The 22,333-nt window shown below is 61.8% G+C and carries 17 protein-coding genes; 2 read left to right on the forward strand and 15 right to left on the reverse strand.

The window, feature by feature from the left end; all coding sequences use genetic code 11:
* Nucleotides 1-2: 2 nt before the first annotated feature.
* Complete coding sequence (locus HMPREF2927_RS06575; RefSeq protein WP_070686581.1) at nt 3-1,259, forward strand: NAD-dependent epimerase/dehydratase family protein; 1,257 nt, start codon at nt 3-5, stop codon at nt 1,257-1,259.
* Nucleotides 1,260-1,407: 148 nt separating this feature from the next.
* Here HMPREF2927_RS06575 and mutM read toward each other — a convergent pair whose 3' ends face one another.
* From mutM to murA, 14 genes are all read right to left on the reverse strand, one after another.
* On the reverse strand, nt 1,408-2,457 hold the full coding sequence (gene mutM / locus HMPREF2927_RS06580) for a bifunctional DNA-formamidopyrimidine glycosylase/DNA-(apurinic or apyrimidinic site) lyase (RefSeq protein ID WP_070686583.1): 1,050 nt from the start codon (nt 2,455-2,457) through the stop codon (nt 1,408-1,410).
* A gap of 75 nt (nt 2,458-2,532) precedes the next feature.
* Complete coding sequence (gene rnc / locus HMPREF2927_RS06585) at nt 2,533-3,222, reverse strand: ribonuclease III (protein WP_070686585.1); 690 nt, start codon at nt 3,220-3,222, stop codon at nt 2,533-2,535.
* A gap of 16 nt (nt 3,223-3,238) precedes the next feature.
* Nucleotides 3,239-3,442: a 50S ribosomal protein L32 gene (gene rpmF / locus HMPREF2927_RS06590; RefSeq protein WP_005505656.1), complete on the reverse strand. Its 204-nt coding sequence runs from the start codon at nt 3,440-3,442 to the stop codon at nt 3,239-3,241.
* A gap of 30 nt (nt 3,443-3,472) precedes the next feature.
* Nucleotides 3,473-4,081: a YceD family protein gene (locus HMPREF2927_RS06595; RefSeq protein WP_012903341.1), complete on the reverse strand. Its 609-nt coding sequence runs from the start codon at nt 4,079-4,081 to the stop codon at nt 3,473-3,475.
* Between the two features lie 240 nt (nt 4,082-4,321).
* Nucleotides 4,322-4,798: a pantetheine-phosphate adenylyltransferase gene (coaD, locus tag HMPREF2927_RS06600; protein ID WP_070686587.1), complete on the reverse strand. Its 477-nt coding sequence runs from the start codon at nt 4,796-4,798 to the stop codon at nt 4,322-4,324.
* A gap of 106 nt (nt 4,799-4,904) precedes the next feature.
* Nucleotides 4,905-5,534 (reverse strand): 16S rRNA (guanine(966)-N(2))-methyltransferase RsmD, encoded by a 630-nt coding sequence (gene rsmD / locus HMPREF2927_RS06605; protein WP_070686588.1) that lies wholly within the window; start codon nt 5,532-5,534, stop codon nt 4,905-4,907.
* 111 nt (nt 5,535-5,645) lie between these two features.
* The gene (locus tag HMPREF2927_RS08935; protein WP_083311217.1) at nt 5,646-9,404 is read right to left on the reverse strand and encodes an ATP-dependent DNA helicase RecG; all 3,759 of its coding nucleotides are present in this window, start codon (nt 9,402-9,404) and stop codon (nt 5,646-5,648) included.
* On the reverse strand, nt 9,401-10,756 hold the full coding sequence (locus HMPREF2927_RS06615) for a DAK2 domain-containing protein (RefSeq protein WP_070686591.1): 1,356 nt from the start codon (nt 10,754-10,756) through the stop codon (nt 9,401-9,403). Before HMPREF2927_RS06615 ends, HMPREF2927_RS08935 begins: the two co-directional genes overlap by 4 nt.
* A gap of 278 nt (nt 10,757-11,034) precedes the next feature.
* Nucleotides 11,035-12,390, reverse strand: coding sequence for a thiamine-phosphate kinase (locus HMPREF2927_RS06620; protein WP_070686593.1), 1,356 nt, complete (start codon nt 12,388-12,390; stop codon nt 11,035-11,037).
* A gap of 78 nt (nt 12,391-12,468) precedes the next feature.
* Complete coding sequence (locus HMPREF2927_RS06625) at nt 12,469-14,028, reverse strand: hypothetical protein (protein ID WP_070686595.1); 1,560 nt, start codon at nt 14,026-14,028, stop codon at nt 12,469-12,471.
* Nucleotides 14,029-14,550: 522 nt separating this feature from the next.
* Nucleotides 14,551-15,669, reverse strand: a complete 1,119-nt coding sequence (locus HMPREF2927_RS06630; RefSeq protein WP_070686598.1) for a D-alanine--D-alanine ligase family protein — start codon at nt 15,667-15,669, stop codon at nt 14,551-14,553.
* 227 nt (nt 15,670-15,896) lie between these two features.
* Nucleotides 15,897-17,015, reverse strand: a complete 1,119-nt coding sequence (locus tag HMPREF2927_RS06635) for an NAD(P)H-dependent glycerol-3-phosphate dehydrogenase (RefSeq protein WP_070686600.1) — start codon at nt 17,013-17,015, stop codon at nt 15,897-15,899.
* A gap of 103 nt (nt 17,016-17,118) precedes the next feature.
* Nucleotides 17,119-17,976, reverse strand: a complete 858-nt coding sequence (locus HMPREF2927_RS06640) for a lysophospholipid acyltransferase family protein (RefSeq protein WP_070686602.1) — start codon at nt 17,974-17,976, stop codon at nt 17,119-17,121.
* Nucleotides 17,976-19,409: a UDP-N-acetylglucosamine 1-carboxyvinyltransferase gene (gene murA, locus HMPREF2927_RS06645; RefSeq protein ID WP_070686604.1), complete on the reverse strand. Its 1,434-nt coding sequence runs from the start codon at nt 19,407-19,409 to the stop codon at nt 17,976-17,978. The genes HMPREF2927_RS06640 and murA overlap by 1 nt, the downstream gene beginning before the upstream one ends.
* Before the next feature lie 697 nt (nt 19,410-20,106).
* Here murA and HMPREF2927_RS06650 point away from each other — a divergent pair.
* Nucleotides 20,107-21,555, forward strand: a complete 1,449-nt coding sequence (locus tag HMPREF2927_RS06650) for a transcriptional initiation protein Tat (protein WP_070686606.1) — start codon at nt 20,107-20,109, stop codon at nt 21,553-21,555.
* Between the two features lie 159 nt (nt 21,556-21,714).
* On the opposite strand, the gene leuD is transcribed toward HMPREF2927_RS06650, so the two are convergent.
* Entirely contained in the window at nt 21,715-22,308 is a 594-nt protein-coding gene (leuD, locus tag HMPREF2927_RS06655; RefSeq protein WP_005505627.1) for a 3-isopropylmalate dehydratase small subunit, read from the reverse strand.
* Nucleotides 22,309-22,333: the final 25 nt, after the last annotated feature.

Below are 22,333 nucleotides of genomic sequence, written 5' to 3' on the forward strand. Positions count from 1 at the left end.
TGATGTCCCCTCATTCTTCGCGTGAGTCCTCTTCCCACGAGCCCGCACCCCGCTTGTCTGTGTCCCACCTGTCTGGGCACCGCCTGTCGACTGCGCATGCGGTGACCTCCCCGACGGCGCGGTTCCGCAAGCCGGCGCAGCCGCTGGCGGCACGCTACACCGACCCCGCCCCGCGTTCGCTGCGCCCGGTTGAGGAGCCCGATTTCGCGCCGCGTATTGGCGAGCGCATCCTCTTTACCGGTGCGAGCGGCCTACTGGGTCGTGAGAGCGTGCTGGCGTTGCTGCGTGCCGGCTATGATGTGCGCGTTTTTCAGCGTGGTGATTCGGGTATTGCGGCGCTTCTGCCCGATTCGATTCACCCGCGTTTTGAGCAGGTGCGCGGCGATATTACGAACGCGCAGGCTGTGGATCTGGCGATGACCGGTGTGAACGGCGTGGTGCATGCCGCGGCGAAGGTTTCGGTCAGCGGCGAGTGGGCTGACTATGAGCGCATCAACATTGAGGGCACCCGCACCCTGCTGCAGGCGGCGCTGAACCATTCGGTGGGTTCATTCCTGTACATTTCCTCGCCGTCGGTGGCTCATGCCGGTGCGGCGATTGTGGGTGACGGTGCCGGCGTGGCGTCCCCGGAGCATGCGCGCGGTAACTATGCGCGTTCGAAGGCTGCCGCTGAGCTTCTGGCGCTGGAGGCGAACGGCACTGCTCTGCCCGGTGGCGGAGTTTTGCGCGTGGGTGCGTTGCGTCCCCACCTGATGTGGGGTCCGGGCGATACCCAGCTGGTCGAGCGTATTCTGGAGCGTTCCGCCGCGGGCCGTCTGCCGCTGCTCTCTGGCGGTACGGGCCTGATTGACACGCTCTACATTGATAACGCCGCGGATGCCGTGGTGCGCGGCTATCAGCGCCTCGACGCTTTTGCGGGCCGGGCGCTGGTGGTGACGAACGGTCAGCCGCGCACTATCGCTGAGCTACTGGGCGGTTTCTGTGAGGCGGTGGGCGTTCCCGCCCCGCGTTTCTCGGTTCCGGCGAAGGTTGCGGCTCTGGCAGGTAAGGTCATTGAGCGCGTGTGGGAGCGTCTGCCGAAGAACGTGACTGCCGGTGATGAGCCGCCGATGACGGAGTTCCTCGCCGAGCAGCTGTCGACCGCACACTGGTTTGATCAGCGCCGCACCCGTGAGCTTCTGCAGTGGGAGCCCGCCGTGTCGATTGAGGAAGGTTACGAGCGTCTGGGCTTGTTCTACGGGGACAGGTACAGCCGCTAAGCGCTTCTTGTCGGGGTGGCTTTCGGGTTGACTCCCTCGCCCCCCGGTATATACAATTGAGGTTTAAACGAATGACGGCGTAGCTACATCCCCCATCTGGGAGGAACGTAGCTACGCCGTCATTCGCATATCTAGCGTGAGCCTTTATCTAGCGAGAACGTGGCGCCCGCTGGCAGTGCGGGCAACGATAGGACGAACGGTTCTGGAACGGTTCGCGCACCATCAGGGAGGTGCGGCCCGCCTCCGCGCAACGGTGGCAGGGCTCCCCGGCACGACCGTAAGCGTTCAGCGAGCGCTCAAAGTAGCCAGACTCGCCCAGCACGTTCACGTACAGGGCGTCGAAGCTCGTGCCGCCAGCCGCCAGGGACTCGTGCAGCACCTGGGTGACCGCCTCCAGCAGTTCGCGGGTTTGAGCGGCGCTAAGGGTGCGTGCGGGCTTCGCGTAGTGCAACCGCGCACGCCACAGCGCCTCGTCGGCGTAGATATTGCCCACGCCGGAGATTACTGACTGGTCCAGCAACACCTTCTTAATGCCGCTGGAGGTGCGCAGGAACTTGCGGCGCACCGCCGCGGGGTCGAAGAACTCGTCCAGCGGGTCGCGGGCAATGTGCTTGACCGCTTCCGGCACGAGAAAACGCTCCGGCACTTCACCCGCCGCAGCTTCATTCGCTGCAACCGCCGCGGGTACGTCCGGTACCAGCGGGCTGAGGAACATGCCGCCGAAGATGCGCTGATCTACAAAAAGCAAGCGCTGCCCGGTGCATGCCCGGTTGGTGCTCGCCGCACCGCCGGTGGCTCCCGCCGGTCCTAGCTCGAGCGCCACGCGCAGATGCCGCGGCTGCTCATCAAAGGCCGCACGCGCCTGCAAATCATTACCTGAGTCACTGCCTGATTCGCTGCCCAAATCTCCGCCCGGCTCATCGCGCACGAGCAGCTGACCGCTCATACCCAGATGCACCACGAGCGCCTCCTCGGCAAGCGTGCCGTCCGCCTCGCTCAGGGTCAGCCACAGGTACTTGCCGCGGCGGTAGGCACCGCGCAGCGCCCTGCCGGTCAGTGCCGCCTCAAAGTGGGCGGGACCGGGCAGGTACCTGCGCAGCGAACGGGCATCGACCACGCGCACCGCCCGCACGGGCCGACCCAACGAATGGTCGGCTAGACCTGCGCGAACGGTTTCCACCTCGGGTAGTTCGGGCATGGTTCCCTCCAATCAGCGGGGCTGCAGAATCAAGAGCCCGCAGAGCTAACAGACCTGCAGGATGATTGAAAGAGCCTAAACCAGAACGCGGTACGCCTGCTCAGCGGCAAGGCGCTCCGCCTCCTTCTTGCTCGGACCCACACCGGTACCGGCCTGCTGGTTCGCCACAATAGCGACCGCAGTGTACACGCGCGCGTGGTCGGGGCCCTCGCCGGTCACCTCGTAGCGCACGTCTCCCCAACCGCGGGCGGTGGCGAGGTTCAGCAGCTCGGTCTTCCAGTCACGTCCAGAGTTCAGGACCTTCTCATCGTCGAGCAGCGGCGCAATCAGGCGCAGAACCAGGTCACGAGCCGCCTCGCGACCGCACTCCAGGTAGGTCAGGCCAAAAATCGCTTCCATGGTGTCGGCAAGGATCGAGTCCTTATCGGCGCCGCCGGTGTGAATCTCGCCCTTACCGAGCAGGATGTACCTGCCCAGATCCAGATCGCGTGCCACCTTCGCCAACGCCACCGTAGACACCACCACGTGGTGCAGCTTCACGAGCTCACCCTCGGGCAGGTCGGGGTAGCGTCGGTACACTTCTTCAGCGATCGCCAGGGAAAGCACCGAATCGCCCAGGAACTCCAGGCGCTCATTATGCTCCGCCCCGGGGTTCTCGAAGGCGTAGGAGCGGTGGGTTAGGGATAGCAAAAACGTCTCGGCGTCGATATCGACTCCGAGACGTTTACGCAACTCCCTAGTATCAACACTAGGAAATTCAGTCATAAGGATTCACCGCTTCTTAGGCGTCTGCAACCTTACGGCCCTTGTACTCCAGGAACAGGGCGTTGCCTGCAGCGTCGGTTACAACCTTTGCCTGGTGGGGCAGGCTGTAGGTCACGCGACCGTTTTCAACGGTCTTAACCAGCTGGGGCACGGATGCCTTCCACTGGGAACGGCGTGCGCGGGTGTTAGCGCGGGACATCTTGCGCTTGGGAACAGCCACAGCTATCTCACAATCTCTAGTAACAACAATTTAGTTTTCGGTATCTGCACCGAGCAGGCCCTGTAGGGCCGACCAGCGCGGATCCAACACCTCGTGATGATGCCCGGGGTCATCCTCCAGGCGCGCACCGCAATCGGCGCACAGACCCTGGCAGGTGTCCCTACAAACAGGCTGGAACGGCAGTTGAAGGATTACTGCGTCCCGCAGAGCCGGTTCAAGGTCGATGGAATCATCCTCAACGGCGTACTGCTCATCTACTTCGTCTTCGGGGCCGCCAGCCGGGGCCTTCTCAAAGACGAAAAGCTCTTGAATATTGGCCGACATCTCGTAATCAATCGGATCCAAGCAGAGGCTACACTCGCCGTGTACATCCACAACGACGGAGCCGGTAACTAGGATACCATCAACAACAGACTCCATACGAATATCGAGGTCAATATCCGAACCCTCTTCCACGCCGATGAGCGTGTTACCCAGGTCTGCCGGTGCGGGCAGAACCTCAGTGAGAGTTTCCATGGTGCCGGGGCGGTGAATCAGGTTAGTGACTGATACAACCAGCGGCGATGCGTCTGCACGTGAAATGGCGTTTCTCCTTACGAAATGTATAAACCAAAGTCCCATTTTAGGGGTCATTCGCACCGTTAATCAAGATTAAGCGCCTTTTAAATCTCTTTAAGTGGCGCTCACCTCTTAAATATCCCCTTAAGGAGGCACCGCGCGGCGCTTAATCGGTCGGTCAGGGGTACTACGGGACTACTACTGGAAGGGTTTAATCGCCCGGTCGGCGGTGCGAGTTATTCTGCCGGGCCCTGCCGGTGGGCATGTCGGGCGTGTTGGATGGGTGCGCATCCGGGTTGCCCGGGTTGCTTAGGCGTTTTTCTAGGCGCTCTTCAGGGCGCGGGCGACCGCCTCCGGCACGAAGGGAGTCACGTCACCACCCAGCGACGCCACCTCACGAATAATCGTGGACGACACCGCACCATAGCGGTCCTCACCCGCCAAGAACACCGTCTCAACCTGCGCCAGGTGGCGGTTCATGCTCGCCATCGGAGCCTCATAGCTGTAGTCCGTCGCCGAACGCAGACCCTTCACCAGCACCTTCGCGCCACGCTCTGCCGCGTACTCGGCAAGCAGCACACCCGGCGGAATCGGCTCCACGCTCACGCCCTCAATGCCGAGCTCCTCCAGAGACTCACGCACCAGCTGCACACGCTCCTCCAGAGAGAAACGGTACTTCTTGGAACTATTGTGCGCCACGCCCACGATCACCTCGTCAAAGAGCTGAGCGGCGCGGGCAATGATTTCCAGGTGGCCGTGGTGCACGGGGTCAAAAGATCCGGGGCAGAGGGCAATCATGGCGGTCCCTTCACTAATAAATATCAGATGTTGGAATGAATAGAAGCGGGCGAATTTAGGATGCGGATTAGTGGCATGCGGACGAGCGCAGGCTGAGGCGGCAAGATTAGGCGGCGAGCTCTTCAGCGTCCTCGCCGGATTCGTCGCCCGCCTGCTCCTCCACCTCGTCAGGCTCCACATAGTAGAGAACCGTCTCGCCGTGCTGACGGGTCGAAAAACAGTACAGGCCCTCGCCCCACACAGGCTCCGGGTCGCGCGAAGAACGCTCCACCACGACCACGGCACCCTCGGCAAGCTTGGGGGTGAGCGCCTCCAGCAGCTCGCTGACCTGCTCATTCGGCATGGCGTAGGGCGGGTCAACAAACACCAGGTCCCACGGACCGGAGACGGACTTCACGTAGGTCAGCGCCTGAGACTGTTGCACGCGCGCTGCAGAACCGGTAGCGCTACGGCCCATCGCTTTCTCCACCGCGGCAACGTTCTTGCGAATCACCGCAACAGCCTTCGGGTAGGTGTCCAGCAGAGTCACGGAGGCCGCACCGCGCGAGAGCGCCTCGCAACCGAGTGCACCCGAACCGCCAAAGGCGTCCAGCACGCGGGCGCCACGAATAATGTCGTAGCTCTCCAGCTTGGAGAAGAGGGATTCCTTCACCCGGTCGGTGGTGGGGCGAGTATTATCCCCCGGAACCGAAACAAGGCGAACGCCTCCGGCGGCACCGGAAATAATACGGCTCATAGGGTCTCTCCTCTTAATCTAGTGCGGTGTGTTGAAATCACGGTTTCAGTCGGTGGTGGGCAAGGCAGATTGGTGGGCAGGACTGGCAGAGCGTTCTGCCCCGTTGGGCGCTTATCCCCTGCCGAGGAACGCCTCACGGTCAGCGTCCAGGGCACGGTCAATCGTACGCGCCAAAGACGGATGCTTAGCCAGAGTCGGGTCCTTCTCCACCACCGAGCGGGCATCCTCGCGGGCACGCTCAATAATGTCAGCATCGGCGAGCGCCCGCAAGAAGCGCAGGGTGCTCTTCGAGCCCGATTGTGCAGCACCCAGAATATCACCCTCACGGCGCTGCGCCAGGTCGATGCGGGAGAGCTCAAAGCCGTCCGTGGTAGAGGCGACCGCATCCAGGCGCTCCCGGGACACGCCGCCCTCTTCCTGGCGGGTAACCAGCAGGCAGGTGCCCGCGTAGCCGCCTCGGCCCACACGACCGCGCAGCTGGTGCAGACCCGAGATGCCGAAGCGGTCGGCGTCCATGATGATCATGAGCGTGGCGTTCGGGACGTTCACGCCCACCTCAATGACGGTGGTGCTGATGAGCAGGTCAATTTCACCGCGCTCGAAAGCGGTCATGACGGCGGTCTTCTCCGCCGGGTCCATACGGCCGTGCAGGGTGCCGATACGCACGCCGACGAGGGCGTCCTCAGCGCTCAGGTAGGAATACATTGAGGCGACCGAGGTCAGCTGAACCTTGCCGTCACTGCTCGCATTACCGCCCTGACCGAAATAGCCCTGGGCTGAGTTGCCTGCGCCCGCACCGTTCAGGCTGGATGCGCCAAAGAATGCGGCGCCTTCCTCCAGGCTGTCGCCGTCCTCCCCGATTTTGGGTACGACAACATACACCTGGTGGCCCGCATCGATTTCTTCGCGGGCGCGCCTCCACAGCCGGGACGCCCAGGCGGGCTTCTCGGCAAGGGGCACCACGTGCGTTGAGATTTTCTGGCGGCCGACGGGCAGGGTGTCGAGCACGGACACATCCAGGTCACCGAACACGGTCATCGCGACGGTACGCGGAATGGGCGTTGCGGTCATGACCAGGCGGTGCGGCAGGGCGCCGTCGGTGCCGCGCAGGCCGTCGCGCTGCTCCACGCCGAAACGGTGTTGCTCATCCACGACGACCAGACCCAAATCGTGGAAGCTCACCTCATCGGAAAGCAGGGCGTGGGTGCCAATCACAATCTGGGCGGTGCCGTCGGCGAGTTCCTGCAGTACCTTGCGCTTGGCGCGGGTGCCCATGGAGGCGGTCAGCAGGCGCACGCGCACACGGCGGGGTTCATCCCCGCTCCTCGAGGGAGTTTCCTCGGCAGAAGCGTCAGCTGAATCGTCAGAGTCTTCGGGCGCCGCCATATCCCCCAGGATGTCCAGCACCGAACGCAAATGCTGCTCGGCAAGCACCTCGGTCGGGGCGAGCATCGCGGACTGGCCACCCGCATCGGCAACCTGCAGCATGGCGCGCAGAGCCACCACGGTCTTACCGGAACCCACATCACCTTGCAGCAGGCGGTTCATGGGCGATTCACTCGACAAATCGGCTGCAATCTCAGCGCCCACCTTCTGCTGCCCTTCGGTCAGCTCGTAGGGCAGAACCTCAAGCAGCCGATCGGCGAGGCCGCCCTCCACGGCGGGGCGCGGCTGGGTCAGGTCCGCGGCACGCACCGAATGCAGGCGGGCGAGAGCGCTCTGCAGCACGAACGCCTCGCGGTAACGCATCTGTGCCTGCGCGGCACGCCAGGTGTCCTCCGAGTCGGGGGTGTGCAGGGCGCGGTACGTCCACTCCAGCGAGGGCACCTTGCGGGCGCGACGAATCGTGTAGGGCACCGGGTCTTCGAGTTCTTTGAGCGGCACCTTTTCGAGCAGCTGCGCCATGTAGCCGCTAATGCGGTCGGTGGGCAGCTTCACGGGGGCGCGGTAGACGGGCACGGGGGCGGTGGCGGCGTCGGTGACGTCCGCGCCGGAGGCGTCCTTCGAGAGCAGGGCGTAGTGCGGGTTGGTGAGGGTGTATTCGCCGCGGTAGATGCCGACCCTGCCGGAGAACATCATGGTTTCACCCTCGCGGATTTCGCGGGCGGCGGTCCAGGCGTTGAAGAAGGAAAGCTTCATCTGCGAGCCGATGAGCTCACCGGGGTTCGTCATGCTGGGCGCGGGCACGCCAAAGAGGCCTCCCTGCGCGAAACTATCCTGCGCGAACGAATCTTGACCGTAGCTGTCTGCGTAGCCGCTGTAGGAGGCGGGCTGCGCTCCCCTGCCCTGTGCAGGGTTCTGAGCGGCGAGATTCTGGGCGCGGGGAATCTGGGCGGCTGGGTTCTGCGTGGAGTTAGCGAGCGCGTTAATGCGCGGGTTGTGCATCCCGGTTGCCTGCCAGTTCTGCGCGGGCGCACCGGATACGATGGATGTGCTGGATGCGCCGGGGCGGTTAGCGCGCCCGTGCACCACGGATACAGGACCGTCAGCACCGAGGTCAGCGGCACCAAAACCGGCAGCCCCAAAACCTGCAGGTGCATCCTGCCCGGTGGCGTCGGAGAGCCTGTCGGTGATGGTCACTTCCGTGATTTTGCCGCGGCGCGCCGCCATAGTTCGGGTGCTCACGTGTACCACGCGGGCAATGATGGTGACGTCCTGACCCTCAACGAGTTCGGCGAAGGAGCTGAGCTCACCGCGCGGCAGGTATTTGCGCGGGAAGTATTCGAGCATCTCCCCGACGGTGTGCAGGTCCAGGTGCGTGGAGATTGCCTTGGCGGTGGACGCGGGCAGGTACTTTTTGAGCGGCGCATTTTCGATGCGGTCTTCGGAGGCGTAGCGCGCCAGGGCACGGCTCTTAGCCTCCGCGGCGGCTGATGCGGGCTTCTCAGCCGCAACCTTCGCAGTAGTTGCCTTCTTTGCGGAAGCTTTCGTCGGCGTGGTTTTCTGCGTAGCGTTTTTCGGCGCGGGGGTTTTCTGCGTAGCGGTCTTGGAGTCAGCTACCCTCTTCACCGAGGATTCGGATTCGGTTGCTTTCTTTGCGGGAGCAGTCTTCTTCGCTACAACCTTTTTAGGTGCAGTCTTTTTGGGTGCGGGCTTTTCAGCTTCCGCCTCGGGCTCGATCTTCTTCGGCGCATTCTTCTTCGGCGCAGGCTTCTGCTCGCCCTCTTCGCTTGCCTTCGTTGCCTTTTGCGGGCGCGCCGAAATATCCCGCGCGGCAGTTTCGCTCTCCTGCGGGCTCGGTTTGTTCTGAGTTAGTTCCTTCTGAGCAAGTGCCTTCTGAGTCGGCTTCTTCTGGGCTAGCTTCTTCCGGGCGGGTGCTTTCCGGGCAGGTTCCCCCGGCAGATGTGATTCCGACTGAGGAGATTCTGGCAGATGTGCTTCCGGCTGAGTAGCTTGCCGTGCCGCCAACGCAATATCGACCAGCTCGTAGAGAGCGTCGTCGGTCATGGTGTGCGCGGCGGGACCCAGCGAATGTTTGAGCGTCTTGAGCGCCTTACGATAAGGGGCGCTGGCACGCTGTGCCGCGCGTTCGCTCAGCTCGGCGCGGCTCACCTCGCCTCGGGCGTAGGCAGCAAGATCGCGCACGGTCAGCTCGGCGGTGGTGCGGAGCTGTTCATCGCTCAGTAGCGGTGCATCCTTTTTCCGCGGCTGGGCACGGGTCACAGAACCGGCTCGGGTCGCGGAATCAGCATGGGTCACAGAACCAGCGCGGGTAGGATCCACAACCGTTGAATCTACGGGCTCACCCTGCGCTGCCTCAGCTTTCGCAGGCTTAGTATTTGTCGGCTTAGCTTTGGCGGGAGCAGGCTCGGGAAGCCCCAGGTCCAGGGCTTCCTGCTGCGGGTTCACGGAACGTCGGGCGGGGCTCATGCGCCGCCCTCCGCACCGCACGCGTGGTCGGCGTGGTGACCGTCCGTCAGGGAGGAAATACGCTCATCCGACCACTGACCGTAGCCCATAATCAGCTTGCGGGCGGGGTCGATTTCGGGAACGTGCACGTGCAACGCCCAGAGTCCAGCCGCCATGTCCAGGGGCGTAATGAGCAGGCTGTCGCCCATGGCTTCAAGTTCGGGGCGTAGCTGCGCCAGGGCGAGGGGCTCGCAGGTCAGCGTACCCATGATCTCCCAGCCGCTCTGCCCCGCGTGTTCTGCGTGCCCACCTTCTGCGTGCTCGGCAAGTTCAGAGCCCGCCTGTTCAGAACCCACTCGTGCCGCCGAACCGGCTATAGAAGTCACACCGGCAGAGGGAGCACGCAGCATGGACTCCACCTGCGCCTCGCTCAGAGTTGCGCCCTCCCAGCGCGGGTTGGAGTGCACCACGGCAAGGTAGAAGCCGAGCGCGCCGGCATCCACGAAACCGGCAAGCTCGGGCGAGGGCGGGAATTGTGCGGTACGTTCCAGGGCGGCACGCATCAGCGCACGTCGACGCTCTTTCAGCGTCTCGTCAGTGGCTTCTGCGTCCTGCGATGCATCATAGTGTGCATCCAGGCGGGCGAGCTCCACCATGACCGACAACATCGTGGAGGGCACCATCTGCTCCCCCACGCTGGCTCGAATACGCTCAGCCGCGAACGCCATCGCGCGCGCCTCCGCGTGGGCGTACTCCAGCTTCACTTCGCGATGCTTCGGCTGGGAACCGCCAGCCAGCACACGCTCGTAGTCTGTCTCCAGGGCACGCACGAGCGGCAGCTCATCGGCTGCGTCGCCGAGCTCCCGAGCGAGGTTTCCGGGCAGGAACCAGTAACTACGCACCACCTCCAGCGTCCAAGCGCAAAGCAGGGTACCCGAGTTGCCGCGTGCTACGCGGGATGCGCGCATAATCGCGTGCTCGTAGATTCCGCCCAGCTGAATCCACAGGTGGGCGAGGGTTTCCTCTTCGGAGGCGCCCGCCGCCTCGGGCACGCAGGCACCCTCTCCGCCGGGAATTTCGCCAGCGGGAAGAACCTCACTAGGCAGAACCTTACGGGGCAGAGCCTCACTGGGCAGAACCTGTTCCATGCCTCGCTCAAACTCTTCGGTCAGGGTCAGCAGGGTATGGGCGATATTGGAGCCGGTGTCCTTATCGGGCACGGGGAACCCATTGAGTTCGTTGAGCGCCTCGCGGTAGCGTTCGATGGTGGTGCGGGCGGCGGTGGACCACGCTACGCCGAAGCGGTAGGCGCGCACGCAGGCGCGGCGGTAAATCTCGCGTTCTTCGGTGCGCTGGTTCTGTTCTGCGTTCACGCTACCCTCCTCGTCGGTTTCGTCGGTTTTGTCAGTTTCGCTCGGTTCTCGGCTGATTTCTCAACTAGTTCTCGGCTGAGTTTGTGGCTAGTTCCCGACTGATTTCCCGGTGCCCGCGGTACGGGCGGAATCCAACCTATTTCGTACTTCTATTCTAGGTAATTTCGGTTAAATGTACGGTATTGCCCGTCGTCTATCCCGCGGGATGAAAGCCCAGAGGACGAAAGCACGGACTAAACATACAAACCGCACGCGCCTCGCGGCACTCGGTGGAACTCCTACGCGGAAGCCCCGTAGTGTTCCCAGCCCATGCCGTCCAGGGAACGGCCGTCCATCACGACCGCCGCGCCGGTCACCGCATTGTGGCGGCGCTCGGCACCGTAGAGTTCGGCGCTCAGACCTCGCTCCGGGGCGTCCGCAACGCAGGTGCCCAGGGGCACAAACTCTTCGGGCACCTCACCGGGGAAGGTCGCCAGCAGGCCGTGGTCCTCTCCGCCAACCAGCACGAAGGTGCGCGCCAGGGATGCGGGGCTCTCCCCCGCCTCGTTGCGCTCACCAATCGCCAGCAGCAGGCGCGCCAACGGTAGTAGCGGCTCGGCGAACGCATCCACGACGGCACGGTCGAGACGCATCTGCACCCCGGAGGCGGCGGCAAGTCGCCCGGCGTCCTTGACGAGCCCGTCGGAAAGATCCAGCATAGAGCTTGCCTGATGCTGGCGCGCCACCTCACCGGCGGGGATGAGGCTGACCGGGTGGTGCTGCGACGCGACGGCGCGCTCGCAGACCGCAATCATGTGCGCGGCATCTTCCGGGGTGAGGGTGCGGACAAGCTCGATGAGCCCCTCGGGAAGAGCAACAGCCGATCCCTCGCCCTGCTTTTCAATCTGCTTCTGAGCCCACGCCTGTCCCACCGCATCCAGCGCCGCTTCGACTTCCTGGCCTGCGGCGATGGCACGCAACAGTGCCGTGGCGGGCAGGGAGAGCCGGTTGAGCAGCAGGCGCAGACCGGCATCAGACCACGCGGTACGTCCCGCCAGGGCGATAGTGTCGCCGGGGCGTGCGCCGGAGCGCAGCACGGCGCGATTCGTGTAGCCGAGGGCTGTGACAGTCACAGACATTTCGGTGGAGTCGCCAATATCGCCACCGCCAATCACACATCCGGTGGCTCCGCAGACGTTGATTCCGTCCACAATGCCGTGGGCGAAGCCGTCAATCCAGCCGTAAGGAGTGCTACCAGGCAAGCTCAAGGAGATAAAAAGGCTCACCGGGCGTGCACCCATGGCGGCAACGTCGGCAAGGTTCTGGGTCGCGGCTTTGCGCCCCACATCGTAACCGCTGCTGCGGGCAGGTTCCAGAATGAACTCACCGGCCTCACCCACCCGTGCAATACCGCCGGGCCACAGGTTCATGAAGTCCTGGTTCTCAACGAGAGTGTCGGTGGTGACCACGGTACGCTGACCGGGCGCGGGCGCGGCGAGGACGGCACAGTCGTCACCGGGACCCACATCAAGGGGTTCAAAGTGCCCCGCCTGGCGTGCCGTAGCGGCGACCTGCTCGTTGTGGGCGTTGATAATCGGCATGAAAGCGCGCAGAACGCGGGACTCTCCTAGCTTTGAGAGAGGTGTCTCTCGCATGGGGTTGTCCCGCGTTTCGCTAAAAGTCTGAGGATTCACATCCTCTATTATCGCGTATTCTTACGCGTTATGTTCGCCTTATGCTCCGCGGCTAAAGTAGCGGATTGCCAGAGCAATCAGCACCAGAGCGATGAGCGAGAAGAGAATCAGCGGTGCAATGCCGGAAAGTCCGGAATCATCCGCGTCCGCATTTTTCACGGTCTGCTCCTGGGCGGCGTTCGCGCCGTCAGCCTTTGCAACGCTCTTTGCGGAGCGGCTGGCGCTAGCCGAGGCGGAGGAGCTGGGCGACTTCGAAGCCGATGCCGAGTTTGAGGAGTTCGAGGGGCTTGCCATCTGGGAGCGGTCCTCATCGGTCTTATTGCGCGAGAGGTATCCAGCAACCCAGTCTGCCGCACCAGGGATGGAGTCATTCGAGCCGTTAGCTGCGATTCGTCCGAGGGTGGTGCCCCCAGAGCGCAACGGATCATTCTCGTCGTTACCAAGCCTGCCATTCGGTGCCTTGGTACTCGATGAAGAACTTGAAAATCCCGAAGAGGATCTTGAAGTTTCAGAGGAGTCGCCCGGTCGCGGAATCTCAATGGAGATAATGACATCTTCCCCAGAGATTTTCTGACGGTTGTTGGGGGTGGTCACTGGGTTGTTCGCCGGAGGAATCGGAGCAACAGGTTCGGTCTCAATCGGGGTAACCGATTTGGAGTCCGAGCTGTCCTTGTTATCCTCTACCGGAGCTACGGGAGCTACCGGAATCACGGGGATGACCGCATCCTTGGTCGGCTCGTTAGTCGGCTCCTGCTTAGCTTCCTTGGAGGGCTCCTGAGTCGGATCCTGAACCGGGGCCGGAACGACCGGAACCTGAGAAGGATCCTGGGTGGGTGCCTCAGTCGGTTCCTGAGTCGGCTCGGGAGTAGGTTCAGGAGTGGGCTCTACCGTAGGCTCAGGAGTTGCATCCTTGGTGGGTTCTGCGGTGGGCTCCACAGTAGGCGCTACGGTCGGCTCCGGAGTGGGAGCAACAGTAGGTTCTGCCGTCGGCTGGACCGTAGGCTCCGCAGTGGGAGCAACAGTAGGTTCTGCCGTCGGCTGGACCGTAGGCTCCGCAGTCGGAGCTACAGTCGGCTCAACCGTCGGAGTTGCGGTAGGAGCAACACTCGGTTCGGCACTTGCGCTAGGAGCTACAGTCGGCGTAGCGGTAGGCTCAGCGGTCGCATCCTTAGAAGCCTCTACGCTAGGACTCGCAGAAGCGGAAGGCTCGGCAGTGGGCTGCGCGGTAGCGTTCGGGGTAGGAGTCGCATCCGGGCTGGGCGTAGCACTCGCGGAAGGCTCGGCGCTAGCGGTGGGCTGAGCGCTCGAAGAAGCGCTAGGCTGAGCGATGGGCTCTGCCCGCGCGTTGTCAGTCTTATTGTCCCCCTGAGCGGTGGGCCATGCGCTCACGGTTGCGAGCGTGGGTACTGCCGTCTGAGAGGAAGATGCCGCGTTAGCGGTGGGGTCTAGGGCTTGTTCTGCGGCGTCAACAGGGTTTGACGGAAGCTGTGACGCCGCCTCCTGCACACCTTGAGCAAATAAGGCTACGTATGGACTTCCGGAAGCAACCAGTGCTGTCGCCAGACTCGCAGAGACCACCTTACGGTTTCGTTTTCCCAAAGGTTGTCCTTGACTTTCTAATACATTGTGAGTGAATAGATATCCGGTCATTAGGTGAACCGGAGATGCCTTCATCTATTCTACCGAATCAGCTTTTTCTTCATTACCCATTTTAGCGCTTTCCTAGCGAGCTTTGAGATTCACCAAGTGCAAGAACCATCTATCGAATCTTTTCATTATCCAGAAGCATCATTTTATGCACTTGTGAGCAGAATTCCATTTCTCCTTATCAGTGCCGCTTTAGAACTTACGCTCCCCCATTCGAGTAGCTCCAAGGTGGGTATAAGTGATTTTTTCATGAATTAAAACAAACGATTCTCATCAGCATATATACTGGAAATACGTACCAATTCACCGCTTTCCTCGGCAACCGACTTGCCAGCCGCGCAAGAAAACCCCGGTACAGACTCTCAAGAATCCGCACCGAGGCGCCTTGCGGCAGGGGCGTTCCCCCACCGTTAAATATTCATATGCTAAGCGTCACCTAAAGAACTTAGTCCGCTCGTTAAGCACTCTCTAAAACTAGCGCAGACCCAGGGGGCGTTCCATCGCCAGGGTCAGCAGCTCGCTAATCAAATCAGTGTAAGAGATACCGGTGTTCTCCCACATGGTCTTGTACATCGAAATCGGGGTGAAGCCGGGCATGGTGTTCACCTCGTTGATGACCAGGCGGCCGTCCTCAGTGTAGAAGAAGTCCGCACGAGACAGACCCTCACCATCCAGCGCCAGGAACGCCTTCACGGCCAGCTCACGCAGGCGCTCCTGCACATCCTGCGGCAGGTTTGCCGGGCACACGGTCACAGCGGAAGACTCAGAAACGTACTTCGCCTCGAAGTCGTAGAAGCCGTGGTCCTGGTCCACAACCTCAATCTCGCCGGGGTAGGATGCGCGGGGCATCTCGCCGTGGTGGCCATCGAGCACAGCGCACTCGATTTCGCGGCCCACAATACCTGCCTCAATAATGATCTTCGGGTCGTGGCGGCGTGCCTCTTCAATCGCGGGCACGAGCTCCTCCACCGAATCCACCTTGGTAATACCGAAGGAAGAACCTGCGCGAGTCGGCTTCACGAACAGGGGGAAGCCCAGCTTCAGCACGCGCTCCAGAATCTGCTCGCGGTCCTCGTGCTCCCACTCGCGGTTGGTGACAACCTCGTAGGGGCCGACCTCCAGGCCAGCGGACTCGAAAGCAACCTTCATGAAGTGCTTATCCATGCCCACAGCGGATGCGGTCACACCGCAACCCACATAGTGCAGGTCAGCCATTTCCAGTAGACCCTGCACGGTGCCGTCCTCACCGAAGGGGCCGTGTAGCAGCGGGAACACAACGTCCACCGGTGCGGTGCGGGTAACGATACCCTCAGCATCCACCAGGGTCAAGCGGGAATCACCAGTACCCATCGGCAGGAACACCTGCTGGGTACCCTCGGGGAACTCTGCGGTACCGCGAGTGCCAGCGGTCAGCTCGGCAAGCTGCTGCTCATCGGTCAGGTACCAGCGGCCGTCACGGGTAATGCCGATAGTGATGACCTCGTAGGCGGTGCGGTCGATGGCACCCAGCACGCCAGCGGCGGTAATGAGCGAAATGGGGTGCTCGGAGGAGCGGCCACCGCACAGCAGGGCGACGGTCTTCTTCTCGGTCATATATTTCTCCTAGTCAATGTTCCCCTACCCTCAGGTCCGGAAGGTAGAACGGCAATGCGTCAATAATCCTAACGCATGAATACCGTCGCGGTCACTAATGCGTTTCTCGCGCACCGGTCTTCCGCAACGGTATCAGTCCTCGGATGTCTACGTTCATTCTTCTTCTAGCATGTCCTGGCACACACCATTAATCAAGTGGTTACCAGCACACCAGAAAGCTTCAAAACCTAGTGGCTCTCATGCTTGAGGCGGCGACCCAGCAGCTGAGGCGCCAACTCCTCAATGCCAATACGGCCCGAAAGCACAGCCACCACAGCCTCAACAATGGGCATCTCCACGCCGTGACGACGAGCCAACTCAGCCACCACCGGCGCCGACTTAATCGACTCAGCGGTCTGGCTCATGTGCTCGTGCAGGCGGTCAGGGGTAATACCCTGAGCCAGCAGACGGCCCGCCGTGTGGTTACGAGACAGCGGCGAAGAGCAGGTCGCAATCAAGTCGCCCATACCGGCAAGACCGCTCATCGTCGCAGCCTCGCCGCCCAACGCCACCGCCAGGCGGGTAATCTCCGCCAGACCGCGAGTCATGATGGACGCCTTCGAGTTATCGCCGTAATTGCGGCCCTCGCAAATACCCACACAAAGCGCAATCACGTTCTTCACCAGGCCGCCAATTTCGGTACCCACCACATCCGTGTTGGTGTACGGGCGGAAGTACGCGCACGCAATCGCGTGAGCAACAGACTCAGCCACCGGCAGGGTACGAGCCGCAACCACGGAGGCGGTAGGCTCCTCCCCCATGATTTCCTTCGCCAGGTTCGGGCCCGAGAGCACGCACACGCGGTGCGGAATATGGCCGATCGCGCGCAGATCAGCACCACGCAGAGCCAAGGACTCTTCCAGCTCCTCGGTAATGACCTGCGACATGCGCTGACCCGTGCCGGTCTCCAGGCCCTTCGCCAAAGAAACCAGCATGGCGTTCGGCTCAATATAGCGGGCGAAGCTCTGCAACTGCGAACGCAGAACCTGCGCGGGCAAGGCAAGAACCACAATATCGGCGCCGGTCAGCGCCGCGGGGGCATCCGCCGTGAAGTGCATGTTATCCGGCAGCTTCATTCCCGGAAAATAGCGGGCATTCTCGCGGGTGTGCTCGCACTCAGCCATCACCTGCTCATCACGACCGATGAGGGTCACGCGAGTGTCCTCACCACGCTCACGGGCAGCATCCGCCGCGATCTTAGCGAAAGCGGTGCCCCAGCTACCGGCGCCGAGCACCGCAATAGACTGTACGGTTGCCGGAGGGGTAAATTCAGGGCTTGCTGCGGGGGTGCGTCTAAAGAAGGTCACGAAAACACCAGCCTCTCTTCCTTGTGAGGTCCTTGGGTGAGCTACCGCTAGGTGCCCGATCGGACACCTATCGGTAGCTCTCATATGATTCCCAGCTGGGATGCTACTTTTCGTCCGGTTCACCGAGTGCGCCACCGACCGGACCCGAAGGGGCTCCGGGGGCTTCACGACGCTTAGCGCGCGGATTCCAACGACCCTCGGGGGCCTTCTCGCCGCGGATTTTCTCCAGCTCGGCGGTAATAGCATCCAGCATGGCGTCGGTGACCACGCCCAGTTCGGTGCGGGTGTGCTTAGCATCCGGGCTGGCATCCTCAACGAGGGAGGCAATATCCAATGCCTTGCCAACCTTCACGCGGACGGTCTTGCGCGGGAACAGCGAAATCTTACGCTTCTCCTTATTGCGGCCGTCCTCGCCGAGCTCATCCACGTAACCGAGAATCTGCTCGTCCCCCCAGTGCGCCACCGGGAAGACGGGCGCGCCGGTCGCAAGAGCCAGACGAGCCGCACCGGTACGCGCCTGCATGGGCCACAGCTGCGGATCGTGGGTGGTGGTGCCCTCCGGGAAAATCACGACAGCACCGCCAGCCTCAACAATCTTGCGGGCGGTGATCAGGGACTTACGCGCATCCACCGAACCACGAACCACGGGAATATGCGCGAGCTTACGCATAATGTAGCCGAACACGGGAGCGCGGAACAGCGAATCCTTCGCCAAGAAGCGCGGCAGGGCGCCCTCAACGAAAGCAGGGAAAGCCACGGTCACCGGGTCAAGCTCGGTGGTGTGGTTAGCCACGATAATGTACCCGCCGCTCTTAGGCAGGTTCTCACGGCCGGTAATCTCAACGCGCGCGATGAGCTTGTACAGCCCGCGCGCAGCGTTACCGAGCACCTTGTACAGAGCATCACCGGAGGCGGTGGGCTCAATCTCAGGCAGAGCCTGCTTTCCCTGCTGTCCGCTCATTAACCCTGAACCTCGACTTCCTCGGGCTCAACAACGACGATTGCAGCATCAGGCTTGGGAGCCTTCGACGCCTTGCGTGCCAGCACCTCAAAGTTGGCACCCAGGCCCTTGAGCTTCTCCTCGAAGTTCTCGTAGCCGCGAGCGATCAGCTCAACACCGCTCACGTGAGAGGTGCCCTTAGCAGCCAGCGCAGCAATGATGTGGGAGAAGCCGCCGCGCAGATCCGGAACCTCAATATCAGCGCCGGTCAGCGGGGTGGGGCCAGAAATAATAGCGGAGTGGCCGTAGCCCTTACCCTCAAAACGGCAGGGTGCTCCGCCCACGCAATCGCGCATAACAACGATATCTGCGCCCATCTGCTTCAGGGCGTTGGTGAAGCCGAAACGCTCCTCGTACACGGTCTCGTGCAGGATGGACGCGCCCTTAGCCTGGGTCAGCGCCACCACGAGGGGCTGCTGCCAGTCGGTCATGAAGCCGGGGTGCACGTTGGTCTCAAAAACGATGGGCTTCAGCTCTGCACCGGGGATACGCTGAGCCGGGTGGGTGAAGCGAATACCATCAGCGGTCACCTCGTACAGGCCGCCCATCTTGCGGAACTGGTTCAGGAACGCAGTCATATCCTTCTGAGCTGCACCGCGAACGAAAATGTCGCCGCCGGTAGCCAGAGCCGCGGAAGCCCAAGAAGCGGACTCGTTACGGTCGGGCAGGGACGCGTGATCGTAACCGGTCAGCTCGTCCACACCCTCAATGACGATGGTGCGGTCCTCATTGATGAAGATGATTGCGCCCATCTTCTGCAGAACAGCGATCAGGTCAATAATTTCGGGCTCAATCGCAGCGTTGCGCAGGACGGTCTTACCCTTAGCGCGCACACCGGTGAGCAGAACCTGCTCGGTAGCGCCCACGGAGGGGTAGTTCAGCACAATCTCTGCACCCTTCAGGCCCTCTTCGGGAACAATCAGGGTGGTGCCGGTTTCGTCGTCCTTCTCAACGACTGCGCCGAACTTGCGCAGTGCAGACATGTGGTAGTCGATGGGGCGGTCACCGATCTTGCAACCACCCAGGTTAGGGATGCGTGCGGTACCGAGGGTGTGCAGCAACGGGCCCACCATCAGAATCGGGATGCGGGAATTACCACCGAAGAGCTGAATCTCCTCTGCGTTCTTTGCAGCGGTGGTTGCATCCTGTGCGGGGTTGAGGGTCAGAACACCAGCTTCGCGGTCGTAGTCAACCTTTGCGCCGTGCAGCTCCACGAGGGTGGTAACGATTTCGACATCGCTCAGGTCAGGGACGTTACGCAGGGTCGAGGGGGTCGAACCGTGCAGTGCTGCGACCATCGCCTTGGGCACCAGGTTCTTGGCGCCTCGAACGTGGACCTCACCAACGAGCGGAGTGCCACCTTCAATGCGAAGCTTGCTGATGTTCTCAGTCATTAAAAATCCTTTGTGGAGTCGGCTGGTTTAGGCCGAACTTTAACTTTAACAGTGTGCTGATGCGCCGTGTTCTCATACGTGCCGCACCCTGTCGGTAGCAGGGTGAAACGGGCGCATATATTCATCATTATTCTAAGCCCTGTGTAAAGGTGCTCCAAACAACGAAGAAGCTTCGGAAAGGCCGACCAGGATTTTGCTCTGCCGTGTATATGAAAAACCGACCTGAACCCTTCAGATTCAGCGCCGAAAAACAAAAAGATACACCAATATTCACACTAATGCAAACATTTTTTGGATTCTTCACCAAAATTAGATGTTAGTTTCATTTTTTAACATCCGAATTTGCACTTGAGGGCAATATCTCCCCTACAATAGCGTGCACACTCGTGCCCGCTGAGCGATGCCTCCACTCTCAAGGAGAAACCAACCAGCTCTACACTGCAGCACTGGCGCCAACACCGCCTTTGTAACCACGCAGTATAGAGCCCCACGGGAAGGCACGGGGCGTGCATTCACTGCATAAACCTTTGCGATGGTGCCCAACCAAAACGGTTTAGCTTCCTGATTCACTTCAACTTCAAAAAATTCATCTCAACATCACCGTTAAATATTCGAAAGTCAATTAGAAACCAGGGCACATCGCAACCAACCACAGGTCACTTCGCGGCTGCATCCGCGAACTACCGGAGGGCCCAATATGACACATCACAACACTGCATCAGCCATTTCACGCCGTCGCCTCGTACAGGGTGCGGCATGGAGTACCCCCGTTATCCTCTCCAGCGCCACCGTCCCTGCATGGGCGGCAAGCGGCGAGCTCACCTGTTCCCTCGCCCTCACCCTCAAGCCGACCGCAACCGGCTTCGACGACAAAGCTGGTGCATACACCGAATGGCTCGTTCCTGAAGGCGTTGGTCGAGTACGATTCGACCTCATGGGAGGTGCCGGCGGTGCCGCATCTTCCTTCACCCCCAGCTACCTGATCAATGTCACGAACGCATGCCTGGCTGGCGGCGGTGCCGGCGCACATCTCAGCGGCGTTCTGACGGTCAAGTCCGGAGATATCCTTCGCGTCTGGGCGGGTAACGGCGGCGTCGGCTCCAGGGCCGGCGCGCAGCCCGCATTCGGCGGCGAAGGCTACGCAGCCGGTGGTGACTCCACCGGTTCCAGCACCGCAACCGGCAGCGCGCAGGTAGTGGGCACCAGTAGCGGCTACGTCTACGGCGCTTCCGGCGGCGGCTCCTCCGCTGTGGAGCTGGTCCGTGACGGTGCAATCACCGTCGTGGCTGTTGCGGGTGCAGGTGGCGGCGGCGCCCAACTGGGCACCCTCACCACCCACCAGCACGTCTTCAACGCACAGCCCAAGGATCAGCTGAACCCGGCACTGCGCGTGGCACTGGACGGCCGTGACGTATCCACCACTGCAGGCGGCAGCGCAGGCGGTGACTTGGGCACCGATAACACCGGTCAGGGCGGCATGCTCATGGCGAGCCCCTACCAGGATTTTAAGCCCCTGGAAGAGGAGGACAAGCCCTTAGATATGCGTTTCATGGTCACCGGCGGTACCGCTGGTCGCTCCGGCGCACCCGGCACCCTCGGTGAGGCACTGGCCGGCATCCTCGATGAGAACAACGAGCTGAACCTCCAGCCAATGTCCGACCCCTGGTTCGAATCGTACAGCTTCCCGCGCTACTACCTCTACGGGGGTGACTCCGTGCATGAGGGCGAAAAGGGTACCGGCGGTGCGGACGCAACCGGATCCTACCGCGGTAAGGGCGGCTCGGGCGGCCTGCTCTCCCACACCCACGGCAGGCTCTCCCTCGCTTCCGTAGCATCCGGTGGTGGCGCCGGCTACGGCGGCGGCGGCGCAGGTCTGAACATCTGGACTATCGGCGCGTACTACGAGAGCGTTTTCGGCCGTCAGATGCAGTTCGAAAGCGAAGGCAACATCTACTCGATCAGCTCCCTGAGCAGTGGCGGCGGTGCAGGGGGTAGCTACATTAACCACGAGGTGGTTTCTGACTTCGCTCTTGCCACCGCGCAGAACGCGAACCCGACCGCAGGTGTGCGCTCCCCCGGTTCGGCGGCATTGTACAGCTGTACCGAGAACGCAACCTTGGAAACCCCTATCACTGAGGGCGACTAAGCTCTAGGCATTGAATAAATACGCCTCCCCGGAAGCTGATGCTCCGGGAAGGCCCTTTTATCTGCGTGCCAAGATTTTGGCTACAGACAAGCTTGAAGGCGGCGGCTGATTCAGTCGCCGCCTTCAAGCTTTATACCTCTAGGTTTTAGAGCTCTCGGCTTAGAGTTCCTGAGTGCGGGGCATCCAGGAGGGGCGCTTCGCCTCGTACGCCTCAATAGCCTCGAGGTTCTGCAGGGTCAGACCGATATCGTCCAGGCCCTCCATGAGGCGCCAACGCACGTAGTCGTCAATTTCGAAGGGAACAACCAGCGCGCCGACGGTCACGGTCTTGGACTCCAGGTCAACGGTGATTTCGGTGCCGGGCTCGTGCTCCAGCGCCTTCCAGATCAGCTCGATATCGTCCTGTGCAACCTGTGCGGTGACCAGGCCCTGCTTACCGGAGTTGCCGCGGAAAATATCGGCAAAACGAGCAGAGATAACGACCTTGAAACCGTAGTCGCGCAGCGCCCACACGGCGTGCTCACGGGAAGAACCGGTACCGAAGTCCGGGCCCGCGACCAGCACGCTACCGTGCTTGTAGGGCTCCTGGTTCAGGATGAATTCGGGGTCCTTACGCCAGTTAGCGAAGAGGGCGTCGTCGAAGCCGGTCTTGGTCACTCGCTTGAGGTAGACGGCGGGGATGATCTGGTCGGTGTCAACATTCGAAGAACGCAGCGGCACGCCAATGCCGGTGTGCTTAATAATGGGTTCCATAATGGCTCCTTAGCTATAGCGGCGT

It is taken from the genome of Rothia sp. HMSC061E04 (assembly GCF_001813685.1).
Lineage (GTDB): Bacteria > Actinomycetota > Actinomycetes > Actinomycetales > Micrococcaceae > Rothia > Rothia mucilaginosa.